We start from the raw sequence: 12,646 nt of genomic DNA, 5'->3' as shown, positions 1-12,646 counted from the left end.
GAATCATTTTTAGGGATCAATCAAGCACGACGCCAAGTCGTCCCTTGTGGGGTATCTTCGAGGATAATGCCCGCTTGCGCTAAGGCAGCACGAATGCGATCAGCTTCGGCATAATTCTTGGCAGATTTCGCGGCAATACGCGCTGCGATCAGGCCCTCGATATCCAGGGCGCTGCTGGCTTCCCCTTGCATAAATTGCTCTGGGTCGCGCTGCAATAAACCGATCACGGCGGCTAAGTGTTTGAGCAATGCGCCGGTACTGCCTGATTTGTCTTTGTTTAATTCGTTTGCAAGCTCAAACAGGACAGCAATGGCTTCTGGGGTGTTAAAGTCGTCATCCATCGCCTGCTTGAATTTGGCCGCTTGTGGGTGATCCCAATCCACGCTGCCCTCGGCGATTTCAACGCCACGCAACGCGGTGTATAAGCGAGTGAGTGAGGCCTTGGCATCCTCTAAATGGCTATCTGAGTAGTTGAGTGGGCTGCGGTAGTGCGCGCGCAAAATAAAAAATCGCAACACTTCAGGGTCGTAGGTTTCAAGTACTTCACGAATGGTAAAAAAATTGCCCAGCGATTTGGACATTTTTTCGTCATCTACGCGGATGAAACCGTTATGCATCCAGTAGTTAGCCATGGTGCAACCATGCACCGCCTCTGATTGCGCAATTTCATTTTCGTGGTGCGGGAACTGCAAATCTTGACCGCCACCGTGAATATCAAAGTGCGCGCCGAGATGGGCTGCACTCATCACTGAACACTCAATGTGCCAGCCCGGTCGACCGTTGCCCCAAGGCGAAGCCCAGTAGGGTTCGCCGGGTTTTGCGGATTTCCACAGCACAAAGTCCAGCGGGTCAAGTTTGTGTCCATCGATATCCACGCGCTCACCAGCCCGCAAGTCATCCAAGGTTTTGCCAGAGAGTTTGCCGTAATCATTAAACTGCCGCACTTTGTAAAATACATCGCCATTGCTGGCTTGGTAGGCAAAACCTTTGTCTATCAGCTGCGTGATCATGTCCAGCATCCCTTGCACATGTTCAGTTGCCCGTGGCTCAAGGTCTGGCCGTAAGATGCCGAGTTTTGCGGAGTCTTCGTCCATTGCAGTAATGAAGCGTTGCGTCAGATTTTGGATGCTCTCGTTGTTTTCGTTGGCGCGTTTGATGATTTTGTCGTCAATATCGGTGATATTACGCACATACCGCACCGTATAACCACTGGCACGAAACCATCGCGCCACCATGTCAAACACCACCATCACGCGTGCATGGCCTAAATGGCAAAAGTCATACACGGTCATGCCACAAACATATAAGTTGACTGTTTTTTCGGTGATTGGCTGAAAGTCTTGTTTGCGACGAGAGAGGGTGTTGTATAGTTTTAACATGCGAACGAAATGTAAAAAGAATTAATGCGTGATAAAATTAGCAAGCGTGTTTTATGGTTTATTTGTGTTAAAAATGTGAGGCTTGCGTTAGGGATTGGTGAGGCATGACTGGACGAGAATCTGTCGTCAGGCACACCAAGCAGCACACAAATGGATGCCGTATTACAACGTAATAATCACCTAAACGCGCACTGTCTCTTGTACAATTCAAGTATAACATACTGCCAAAAATCAACGATTGCTCAGGTAACAAACTCATGAACGCAACATTCAAAAAATCTTTACTGGTTTTGGGCCTGCTTTTAAGCCAAGCCACTTTACCCTACCCAGCATTGGCCGGACAGACCAATGTCGAATTGCGGGAAATTAATCAGTTATCTGAACAAGGCAATCAAGCCGCAGCGCTTGAGCGCGTGAACAGTTATTTGTCTTCGAATCCTAAAAATGCCGAAGCCATGTTCATGCGCGGCGTGATTTTAGTAGAGCTGGGTAAGCGCGATGATGCGATTAAGTCCTTTACCGAATTGACTGAAAAATATCCTAATTTGCCCGAGCCCTATAACAATTTAGCCGTTTTGTATGCCGACCAAGGACAGTACGACAAGGCCCGAAAAGCGTTAGAGTCAGCGATCAAAACGCACCCAAGCTATGCCACTGCGCATGAAAATTTGGGGGATATTTATGCGCGCATGGCCTCTGAGGCCTACGACAAAGCGCTTAAACTGGATACCTCCAACAGCCGTGCCCAAAGCAAATTGGCCATGATTACCGATTTGTTTGGCGGTAAACGCAGTGTTGCGCGCGCCACCAGCACGGTGCCGCCAGCGCCTACACCAAGCGTGACACCGCCGCCCGCTGCCCCCGCGGCCGTGACTCCGCCACCAGTGGCTGTGACCCCGCCAGTGAGTGTTGAGAGCAAAAAACCTGCAGTGGTTGAAGCCAAGCCGGTGGAGCAAAAGTCGAGCAGTGACCAGCAGGCGCATGCTGTGCAAGAGGCGGTCAATGCTTGGGCAGAGGCTTGGGCGGCGCAAAATGTGGATAAATATTTAGATAGTTACGCCAAGGACTTTAAAACGCCAGGCGGAGAAACGCGTAAACAGTGGGAAGCTACCCGTCGCGATCGTGTCAGCCGCCCCAATAAGATTACGGTCAAATTAAGTAATGTCGTTGTAAAAATGGACGGTGATAATTCAGCCAAAGTGACGTTCCGTCAAATGTATAAAGCCACAGGCCTCGATGCTAGTTCAAATAAAACACTCAATCTAGTCAAAGAAGGCAACCGCTGGTTAATTCAACAAGAGCGCGTGGGTAAGTTCTAACCTAGCTTGAATCTCATCATGCACTGGCAAGATCGCCCCGCTGAGGGGTGATCTTGCGGGCTTTCGTGCGTAAATTTTAATTAAAATAAATGTATAATAATGGTATGAGGAGTCTAAGAAAGTACTGCTATATTGCATTTGTCAGTGCTGCGCTATTGCCATGGAATGCAACCGCGGTTAACCATGAAGCGTTAACGGCCCGTCTGTTCGTCCAAAATAAAAACACCAATGCGGTTGAGCGGATGCTGGTACAGACGTTGCAATCCATCAAAGAGGGCCGTCTGCAACAGGCGCTGGATTATGTTGACCAGTTACTGACGATTTCGCCTAATTTTGCCCTCGCTCACCTCATTCATGGCGATTTGCTCTCTGCCAAAGCCAGAATCCTAAACAATTTTGGCGATGCGAATGCAGCGGACAGCACACGTATACAAGACTTCAAAGAAGAAGCGGAAATCAGAATCCGCAACTATTTTGACCGCAATCGTGGCTTGACCCAGCCGAACATGCTGGTAGAGCTGTCTGAAAAACAAAGCCATGTCTTGTTTGTTGACACTGCCCGCTCACGCTTATATGTCTACGAAAAAGGCGAGGGCGATGTGCTGCGCTATGTCGCTGATTATTACGTCACCATCGGTAAAAATGGGATTGGGAAAAAGGATCAAGGGGACAAGCGCACGCCGATTGGCGTTTATTTTGCGTCCCGCAAGCTGAATCGACCCTTGCCAGATTTGTATGGCGATGCTGCTTATCCACTCAATTATCCCAACGAAATTGATAGCTACGAGCGTAAAACAGGCTCTGGTATTTGGATTCATGGCACCCCGCGAGACACTTATAGCCGCCCACCACGCGCCAGCGATGGTTGCGTCGTGCTGTCTAACCCCGACATGCAAGCCCTGCAAGCGATATTGCAAGTTGGCAATACGCCGGTGGTGATTGGGGTAAATTTTCAGTGGGTAACCCCGGAGTCATTGCGGCAACAGACACGCACCAAGGCAGATTTGAAGTCTGCGATTGAAGATTGGCGCAAAGATTGGGCGGCGCAAAATACCGCGGCTTATCTGTCGCATTACACCAACGACTTTTTTTATGCTGAAGGCGACTTGTCTAAGTGGGCCAGCTATAAGCGTCAGATTCAGGCGAATAAACCGAAAGTCAGTGTCCATTTATCGGATGTCAGCATGTTCACTTATCCGAACGCTAATAGACCAATGGTGGTCGTAGACTTTGAGCAGGAATATACAAGTGCTGCCTTACGTAATGTCATGAAAAAGCGACAGTACTGGGTGCAGGAGAATGGTGAATGGAAAATTTTGTACGAAGGATCAGCCTAATGCGTGTGTTGTCTTGGATGTTGGGATGTTGTTTGTTTGCGGCCGTGGCCGGCGCGAATGCAGCAACGCAAGTGATGTTTGAAACCAATCAGGGGACCTTTGCGGTTGAAGTCTACCCCGAAAAAGCGCCTAAAACCGTTGAAAACTTTCTGCAATATGTCAAAGATGGCTTCTACACCAATACCATTTTTCACCGCGTCATTGGTCGCTTCATGATGCAGGGCGGTGGTTTTGACCGCGAATTAAACGAAAAGCCAACGCGTGCACCCGTGATTAACGAAGCTGGAAATGGGCTAGTGAACCAGACCGGCACCATCGCCATGGCAAGAACACCGGACCCTAACTCGGCGACTGCCCAGTTTTTTATCAATGTGGCGGATAACCAGTTTTTGGATTACAGCGGCCCGGAGCCTGATCGCATTGGTTACTGCGTGTTTGGTAAGGTGGTGTCTGGCATGGATGTGGTGTTTAAAATCAGCAACTTGCCGACAGGTAACCAACGCGGCTTTTCAGATGTGCCGATTCGTACGGTCATCATTAAACGTGCAACGATCGTGACAAGCAAGTAACGGTCATCCCTTAATAAACGGAGAATATTTTGGTCAAACTGACTACCAATTTTGGTGACATCACCATTGAACTTTACGCTGACAAAGCGCCTATCACTGTCGCTAACTTTTTGAGCTACGTAGAAAAAGGGTTTTATGAAGGCGTGATTTTTCATCGCGTCATTAGCGACTTTATGATTCAGGGCGGTGGTTTTGACACCAACATGAAACAAAAAGCCACAGACGCAACCATCAAAAATGAAGCGGATAATGGCTTGTCGAATGACAAATATACGTTGGCAATGGCGCGCACCATGGTGCCGGATTCAGCGTCGGCACAGTTTTTTATCAACGTCAAAGATAACGCCTTTTTGAATTTTAGCGCACCCACCAGCCAAGGCTGGGGCTACTGTGTGTTTGGCAAAGTGGTTGAAGGTATGGAGGTGGTCGATAAGATCAAAGCCGTGCCGACGACCAGCCGTGCCGGTCATCAGGATGTGCCAGTCGAGCCAGTGATCATCGAAAAAGCCGTCGTGGTTGCGTAAAGCATGACCACCTGGATCGTTTCTGATCTGCATTTATGTGCGCAAAGGCCTGCGGTAACGCAGGCTTTTTTGCATTGGTTGGATGCTGAAGTAGCCAACGCCGAGGCGCTCTACATTCTCGGTGATTTTGTCGAGGTGTGGGTCGGCGATGATATTCTCCAGGATGCGGTGTACGGCGCAGCGTTTGTTCCAATTGTGCAAGCGTTGCGCCGATTGTCAGATCAGGGCGTCCGCCTGTTTTTTATGCACGGCAACCGAGACTTTTTGATCAGTGACGCGTTCGCTGCGGCATGCGGGATGCAGATCTTGCCTGATCCCACATTGTTGGTGCTGGGTGAGAAGCGCGTGTTGCTCACGCATGGCGATGCTTTGTGTACCGATGATGTGGCTTATCAACAGTTCAGAGCGCAAGTGCGAGATCCACAATGGCAGCAGGCCTTTTTGGCGCAGCCCTTGCAGGTCAGGCGCGCGTTTGCCGAGCAAGCACGAACGCAAAGTGCGCACACAAAAGCCACGCAAACCATGGCGATTATGGACGTGAACGCCGAGGCGGTAGCGAACTTATTGCGCGGCTACGACTACCCAGATATTCTCTTGCATGGCCATACGCACCGTCCGGCTCAGCACACTGCTCGCGTGGATGGTCATGGTTATGAACGTTGGGTGCTTGGCGATTGGCATGACACTGCGCAAGTGGTGCGTATTGATCAAGCGGCGATGCGTTTAACGACGTTGACTCTGCGCTAAGCTAGTCGCGCAGTGTTTAAGCAGCATCGTATCAAATAGCGCATAAGCAATATTTGATACGATGAGATGGAGACTATTTTCTGGACTGCTGTCCGAACTCATGCGGCCTGACCTGCGCCGCGATTTTATCCAGCACGCCATTAATATATTTGTGACCATCAATGCCGCCGTAGGACTTTGCCAGCTCTACGCCTTCGTTAATTGCCACGCGATACGGGATGCTGACATCGAACATCAACTCATAGCCGGAGATGCGCAGAATCGCATGCTCAATCGGGCTCAGTTCTTCTAACTGTCGGTCAATGAACTGGCTGATGGTGTTGTCAATGTCACTGGTGTGGTCCAATACGCCAGTCAACAACTGCTTGAAGTAAACCTCATCGGCCTTGAAATAATCCGGATCATCCAAGCTGTCTAAGCGTAATTGTTTTACATCGCCTGCGTTCATGCGGTTGCTGTACAACGCTTTGAGCGCAAGCTCACGCGATTTCCGACGGTTTTTACTGCCTTTGCTCTTGGCGGGTGCACTCGACGAAGCTGAATTTGGCTGATCCGCTGCTTTATCCTGGCTCATAGTGCATTCACCAAGTTGGCCATTTCAATCGCTACTTGCGCGGCTTCGGCGCCTTTGACTGCGGTGCGCGCTTCAGCTTGCGCATCGTCCTCTGTGGTGAGGATCGCATTGGCGACTGGCACACCGGTGTCGCGCTGCACTTCGGAGATGCCGCGCGCTGACTCATTAGCTACCACCTCAAAATGATACGTTTCGCCACGAATAATCGCGCCCAAGGCAATCAATGCATCATAGGCCTCAGACAATGCCATATGCTGCAATATCAGCGGTGTTTCTAAAGCACCGGGCACAGTGGCCAGGGTAATGTCGTCTGCGTTAACGCCCAGTTTAATCAGTTCTTGCTCGCAGGCTTGTAGCAAGCCTGCGCCAATGTTGTCATTAAAGCGGGATAAAACGATACCGATTTTTTTACCGGCGCCGTTCAGGTTGGGGGAGATTTTGTTCACTTGTGCGTCCGTGGCTGAAACCATAAAACGCTATTTTAACCCAAACGGCCCGCTTACGGGATTATGCGAATAAGGCCCACGCTTTCTGCACCGTCATCCAAATACCATAAGTGATGGGAATCAGCACCGCTAACCAAGCAAGCTTGACCAACATGGCAGGCGTTTTTTGTTGCAGTTGACCCACATGTGCGCTCGTTCCTTGGCTAGACTTGCCGCTATTTTGTTCAGCGGCCAGTTCACTGTCTGACATAAAGTACTTGTCAGCCACCGGTCTCACCAACAAGTTAGCGACGAAACCAACGCCCAGCAAGGCAGCCAGCGTCATGAAAATCGGCGCATAAATGTCGGCATAGGCAATGTTGGCCTCCATGCGCACATCGTGCATGTAGTTGACAATCACCGGCCCAAGTATGCCCGCGGTGGACCAGGCCGTGAGTAGACGACCATGAATCGCCCCAACGAACTGGGTGCCGAACAAATCTGCCAAGTAAGCGGGAATCGTCGCAAAGCCGCCACCATACATCGAGGCAATGATACAAAACACCAGCAAAAACAAAGCGAGTTGATGGTGGTTAGCGGCATAAGCCCCGCAAACATACATCATGATACCCAGCACAAAAAAGATAAAATAAGTGGTTTTACGGCCGAGTTTGTCTGACGAAGTGGCCCAGCCAATCCGACCAAAAATATTAAACAATGAAATCAGACCGACAAAGCCAGCACCAAACGCGGCAGCGGCGGCGGTGAGGGCTTCATCCGCTTTAATCTCGGCAAACCCCAGCGTGGGTTGACCAATCAAAACACCACCAAAGGTTTCTTGCAGCATCGGCGCAGCCGCACCAATAATGCCAATCGCGGCTGATACATTCATGCACAAAATCAGCCACAATAACCAGAATTGCGGCGTTTTGTGGGCATTTTTGAGATGGACATGCCGCGTCGCTACTAAGCGGTTATGCTGCACATTTGGTGGGGTCCAACCGGCTGGTTTCCAGTTCGCCGCTGGGACGCGATAACCGAGTGAGCCGCAAGTCATAAATACCGCGTAAATCAAAGCCAGCACGATAAAGGTTTGCCAAACGCCGGGTGCGCTGGGTGTGGCGAATATGCTCATCAGTTTGGTCGCCAGCGGTGAGCCAATCATAGCGCCGCCGCCAAAGCCCATAATGGCGAGACCAGTGGCCATCCCTCGGCGATCCGGAAACCACTTAATCAGCGTGGATACCGGTGAAATGTAGCCCAAGCCTAAGCCGATGCCACCGATAACACCGCTGCCCAGCCACATCATCCACAGCTGATGTTGGTATACCCCCAGCGCTGAAATCAATAAGCCACCGCACCAACAGAGCATGGCCACCAAACCTGCTTTGCGCGGCCCGGCACGTTCCAGCCATCCACCCCACACCGCTGCAGAGCAGCCCAACAACACAAAAAATAAAGTGTACATCCAGCCTAAGTCAAACTGCGTCCAGTTGCAATCGGTGGCGACCAAGGCTTTTGCCGTCCCTGCTAGTTTGTCCGCAAAAGTCGTCGCACCCGCGGCGCAAGCGGCAACTGGCTTACCGTCAGCCCCTGTGATTGCATTACCAAGTGGTTTCCAAAATACGCTAAAGCCGTAGGCCATGCCAATGGAAAGGTGTACCGCCAACGCTGCCGGCGGTACCAGCCAGCGATTAAAATGATCGCCAGCAGTGATATGTTCTTTTGAAAGATTCAGCAAGATAAAAAACCCCTTTTTTAAGTCGGTTACATCTTGTTACAGTTCGGGTCAAAAGGCAATAACGGCAAAATTAAATTTATGTGATGTTGTCATTAAAATGTCATAATTCATTCATAAACTGACGAGCATTAAATCAATAGTATTGGTTTCAATATTGCTTAAAGGGAGTGTCATGGCAGCAGCGAATATTTTGGTGGTAGAAGACGAGCCGGCGATTCAAGAATTGTTAGCCTTGAACATCAAACAGGCCGGTCATCACGCGATCCGCGCCACCAGTGTTGAACATGCACAAATGTTATTGCGCGAAACGATGCCTGATCTCATTTTGCTCGATTGGATGTTGCCTGGGATGAGCGGTATCGAGTTTGCGCGTCGTTTGAAATCTGACAGTCTGACCAAAGAAGTGCCCATTATCATGCTCACCGCTCGCGGCGACGAGTTTGATAAAGTACGTGGCCTAGAGGTCGGGGCGGACGACTATGTGACTAAACCATTTAGTCCGCGCGAATTGAATGCCCGTATCAAAGCGGTGCTGCGCAGACGTGCCCCACAAATGACGGATGACCCCATCGAAATTGCTGGTTTGCACCTAGACCCCACCACCCATCGCGTGACTGGTCACAATGTGCATATTCCACTGGGACCAACCGAGTTTAAGTTGCTCCACTTTTTTATGACGAATCCAGAGCGGGTGCATAGCCGCACGCAATTACTGGATAAAGTCTGGGGCGATCGGGTCTTTGTTGAGGATCGCACGGTAGATGTGCACATTCGCCGTCTACGCAATGCACTGGTGGCTTCAAAGCATGAAGAAATGATCCAAACCGTGCGTGGGTCAGGTTATCGCTTCTCCGTCCACACCGAACCTGGCCTGTAAGGCAGTTGTCGTGGTCTAGTTCTTGATTTATTTGAGCGTGAGTGGTCTCACGCTCTATCCGCGGACAGGGTGTCGTGATACGCTTGCGCGTGTTAATTTTTCACGACAAATGCCCGATGAATTTTGCTTTCAACCTAAGGTGCCCTACCGACAGCGTTCGCTGGTTAATGCGCTTGTTTTGGCTCGGGTTGCTCATTTGGGTCGCACTCACGTTTCGCCAGCATGGCATCAGCAATGATGAGTATGTGCAACATACTTATGGGCAGATGTTGCTCGACTGGTATCAATCCGGTTTTAAAGACCAAGATGCCTTCCACTATCGAAATCTCTACCTCTATGGTGGGTTATTTGATATCGTTGCCGCCGCCCTAGATCCTTACATTCCCATCATGATCTGGGATATCCGTCACTTGCTGTCAGCCTTATTCGGTCTGCTTGGTTTTTACGGCGTCGCCAGATTTGCCCACCTGCTGGGTGGCGAGCGCTTAGCACTGCTGGCGATGACCTTGTTGTTTCTCACGGTGTCTTGGTCAGGCACCATGTTCACCCACACCAAAGATGTCCCTTTTGCGACCTGCATGCTATGGGCGCTGTATGCGACAGCGCTGGTGGCGCGTGACATGGAGCAAGTCAGTGGTAGGGTCATTGTATTGCTGGGTTTTGCGGTGGGTGGCGCGCTTGGGTTGCGCGTCGGCGGTGCGTTTGCAGTGATTTATTTGGTGTTATTGGTAATCTTGCGGGTGTTGCTAGACCATCGGCAATATCGCACACCCCTGCTTTCTCGCCTGTTGCGCATGGTAGTGGTGTTATTGCCTGCAGCCGTTTTAGCCTTTGTGTTTATGGCGATGTGCTGGCCATGGAGCGTGATCGAGGCCGACAATCTACTTGAAGCGGCTAAGTCCTTCTCGCACTTTGACTTTAATATGCAGACGATTGCCAATGGGGTCGTCTACAACATCAGTGAGGTGCCACGCAGTTATCTGTTCCAATATCTGATGGTCAAGTTGCCAGAAGCCGCCTTGCTGGGTTTGTGCGGTGTGCCTTTGTTGTGGCTTGCGGGCCAATTGGCTTGGCGCAAGGCGGATCAGGCCACACGGATGCCGATGGCCACCTTGCTAGTGGGCATTTTGTTCCCGCTTATTTTTGTGATGGATGATCGCCCTGCCTTGTATAACGGCGTGCGGCACTTTACCTTTTTGTTGCCCTTGTTGACGATTTTTGCTGCTTGGGCGATTGTTGCGGTGTGGCGAGCCTTGGCGAATACTACGCTACAGGGGCGCTGCGTTTATCAAGCGATTTGGGCTGGCGTCATTGGCGGTTTAATGCTCGTTAATTTAGTGGATATTGTGCAACTGCATCCTTATCAATATGTGCGCCTCAACCGCTTGGCCGGCGATCAAACGCATGCACAATTCAAGTGGGAAGGCGACTACTGGTCAAGTGCTTTGCGCGCCGCCACTGATCAACTCACCGAGATGCCACTGCCCGCGCGCGAAAAACCATACTGGGTGGCCGCCTGTGTCGATACGCCGCAAATGGAGCCCTACCTTGACGGCCGATTCGCGGTCACCCGCCGCTGGGATCAAGCTGACTTCTTTTTGTCTACCACCAATATGCACTGTCATGAAGTGATGAAAGGCAAATTGATCGGTGGCGTCCAGCGTCAGGGTATGTGGCTGGCAGTGATTAAAGATCGCCGCCAGTTACAAGGCGATGATCGTTTAGCCACGCCAGCCAAAAATTAGTGGCAATCCGCTACAATAAGCACAGTCCAATTTCAAACGTGATGCCATGACCCCCGTCGAATCCAATCGTGCAACCGCCCAACCGCATATTACGGTCATGGTGCCGGCCTACAACGAAGAAAAAAATATTGCCAATACGCTCCACAATATTCGTGGCGTGTTGCAACAGATGTCCCCCTACTGGGATATGGTGGTGGTGGACGACGGCAGCCGAGATCAAACCGCGCAGGTGGTGCAGTCACTGGTGACTGACTATCAGGTCACCTTGGTCAGGTTCTCACGCAATTTTGGTAAAGAAAACGCGATCAGTGCTGGCTTGGGTTATGCCAAAGGCGATCTGGTGATCTGCATGGATGCCGATGGCCAGCATGCCTCCGAATTGATGGTGACCATGTTGGAAAAGTGGCGTGAAGGCTATGACATGGTCTACGCCGTGCGCCAAGACCGCGAGCAAGAGTCGTCTTTTAAATTGTGGGGCTCACGGCTGTTTTACCGCATGATGAGCGCCAGCACCCATGTTGACATTCCGCGCGATGCCGGCGATTTTCGTCTGATGAATCGTGCCGTGGTCGATGCCCTTTGTGCGTTACCTGAGCGTAACCGCTTCATGAAGGGCATTTATGCCTGGGTCGGTTATAAGTCAATAGGGATTCCTTACACACCATTGCCGCGCTTGCATGGTGAAAGTGCCTACTCAAAACTCAAATTGATTGCGTTGGCGTGGACAGGCATTACCAGTTTTTCAGTGTTACCGCTGCGCTTGGCTAGTTTAACCGGGGCCACACTCGCCTTGTTGGCTTTCTTTTATGGCACCATCGTGGTCATCGACGCCTTGTTTTTTCATGAGTCGGTGCCCGGCTGGCCGACGGTGGTGGCCAGTATGATGTTTTTTGCGGGTGTGCAGCTATTATTTATTGGCGTGCTGGGCGAATATCTGGCGCGCGTCTATGACGAGGTTAAAGGTCGTCCCCCTTACATTGTGGCTGAGGTGATTGCCCCAACCACTGTGCGACGTCAGTCTTGAGAGCTCCATGCGCGCCTCGGTATTAGGTTTTGTCAGCGTAGGCGCTCTGGCGGCAGCCGTTCATTATATTGTGGCCTTGTTGGCCCACGCCTTGGGCTGGCAAGCCACCAGTGCGAATTGGATGGGTTTTTTATGTGCCTTTCCGGTCAGCTATATTGGTCATCGCCACTGGTCTTTTCGAGGCACGCAGGCCGCACATGTTGCCGCTTTTTTCAAGTTCTTAGCGGTGGCACTGCTTGGGTTTTTAGGCAATCAAGTGCTGTTGTGGCTTGCGCTGACCTACACGCCGCTGCCATTTTGGTGTGTACTGGGCATGGTGATGGTGTTGGTCGCGGTGAGCACTTGGTTGTTGAGCAGGTTTTGGGCCTTTAAGCATGATTAAGAG

13 protein-coding genes are annotated in these 12,646 nt (G+C 50.9%); 9 read left to right on the top strand and 4 right to left on the bottom strand.

What is annotated here, in order from left to right; genetic code table 11:
• Positions 1-20 precede the first annotated feature (20 nt).
• The gene (cysS, locus tag FIT99_RS10250; RefSeq protein WP_140004191.1) at positions 21-1,379 is read right to left on the bottom strand and encodes a cysteine--tRNA ligase; all 1,359 of its coding nucleotides are present in this window, start codon (positions 1,377-1,379) and stop codon (positions 21-23) included.
• A gap of 257 nt (positions 1,380-1,636) precedes the next feature.
• Between cysS and FIT99_RS10245 the strand changes: the two genes are divergently transcribed.
• The 5 genes from FIT99_RS10245 (at position 1,637) to FIT99_RS10225 (ending at position 5,875) form a co-directional block, all read left to right on the top strand.
• Positions 1,637-2,698, top strand: coding sequence for a nuclear transport factor 2 family protein (locus tag FIT99_RS10245; protein WP_140004190.1), 1,062 nt, complete (start codon positions 1,637-1,639; stop codon positions 2,696-2,698).
• Positions 2,699-2,802: 104 nt separating this feature from the next.
• Entirely contained in the window at positions 2,803-4,035 is a 1,233-nt protein-coding gene (locus FIT99_RS10240; RefSeq protein ID WP_223261183.1) for a L,D-transpeptidase family protein, read from the top strand.
• Positions 4,035-4,604: a peptidylprolyl isomerase gene (locus tag FIT99_RS10235; protein ID WP_140004188.1), complete on the top strand. Its 570-nt coding sequence runs from the start codon at positions 4,035-4,037 to the stop codon at positions 4,602-4,604. The genes FIT99_RS10240 and FIT99_RS10235 overlap by 1 nt, the downstream gene beginning before the upstream one ends.
• Before the next feature lie 29 nt (positions 4,605-4,633).
• Positions 4,634-5,128, top strand: a complete 495-nt coding sequence (locus FIT99_RS10230; RefSeq protein ID WP_140004187.1) for a peptidylprolyl isomerase — start codon at positions 4,634-4,636, stop codon at positions 5,126-5,128.
• Between the two features lie 3 nt (positions 5,129-5,131).
• Positions 5,132-5,875: a UDP-2,3-diacylglucosamine diphosphatase gene (locus tag FIT99_RS10225; protein WP_140004186.1), complete on the top strand. Its 744-nt coding sequence runs from the start codon at positions 5,132-5,134 to the stop codon at positions 5,873-5,875.
• A 73-nt stretch (positions 5,876-5,948) separates the two neighbouring features.
• On the opposite strand, the gene nusB is transcribed toward FIT99_RS10225, so the two are convergent.
• From nusB to FIT99_RS10210, 3 genes are read right to left on the bottom strand one after another with little or no spacing between them, the layout of a single operon-like run.
• Positions 5,949-6,449 (bottom strand): transcription antitermination factor NusB, encoded by a 501-nt coding sequence (gene nusB / locus FIT99_RS10220; protein WP_140004185.1) that lies wholly within the window; start codon positions 6,447-6,449, stop codon positions 5,949-5,951.
• Positions 6,446-6,919 carry a 6,7-dimethyl-8-ribityllumazine synthase gene (gene ribH / locus FIT99_RS10215; RefSeq protein ID WP_396652210.1) on the bottom strand — a complete coding sequence of 158 codons (474 nt, stop codon included), beginning with the start codon at positions 6,917-6,919 and terminating at the stop codon, positions 6,446-6,448. The genes nusB and ribH overlap by 4 nt, the downstream gene beginning before the upstream one ends.
• Positions 6,920-6,956: 37 nt before the next feature.
• Positions 6,957-8,519, bottom strand: a complete 1,563-nt coding sequence (locus tag FIT99_RS10210) for an OFA family MFS transporter (RefSeq protein ID WP_140004184.1) — start codon at positions 8,517-8,519, stop codon at positions 6,957-6,959.
• A gap of 268 nt (positions 8,520-8,787) precedes the next feature.
• Here FIT99_RS10210 and phoB point away from each other — a divergent pair, with 268 nt between their 5' ends.
• The 4 genes from phoB to FIT99_RS10185 all read left to right on the top strand — a co-directional run bounded on the left by phoB (position 8,788) and on the right by FIT99_RS10185 (position 12,643).
• A complete protein-coding gene (gene phoB / locus FIT99_RS10200) occupies positions 8,788-9,492 on the top strand; it encodes a phosphate regulon transcriptional regulator PhoB (protein WP_140004183.1) in 705 nt (234 codons plus the stop codon).
• Positions 9,493-9,659: 167 nt separating this feature from the next.
• Entirely contained in the window at positions 9,660-11,237 is a 1,578-nt protein-coding gene (locus FIT99_RS10195; RefSeq protein WP_189524743.1) for an ArnT family glycosyltransferase, read from the top strand.
• Between the two features lie 46 nt (positions 11,238-11,283).
• On the top strand, positions 11,284-12,261 hold the full coding sequence (locus FIT99_RS10190; protein WP_140004181.1) for a glycosyltransferase family 2 protein: 978 nt from the start codon (positions 11,284-11,286) through the stop codon (positions 12,259-12,261).
• Positions 12,262-12,268: 7 nt separating this feature from the next.
• Positions 12,269-12,643: a GtrA family protein gene (locus FIT99_RS10185; protein WP_140004180.1), complete on the top strand. Its 375-nt coding sequence runs from the start codon at positions 12,269-12,271 to the stop codon at positions 12,641-12,643.
• Positions 12,644-12,646: the final 3 nt, after the last annotated feature.

Source organism: Methylophilus medardicus (assembly GCF_006363955.1).
Classification (GTDB): domain Bacteria; phylum Pseudomonadota; class Gammaproteobacteria; order Burkholderiales; family Methylophilaceae; genus Methylophilus; species Methylophilus medardensis.
Note: the sequence above shows the minus strand (reverse complement) of the source record. Positions and strands in the feature narration are given on the sequence as shown.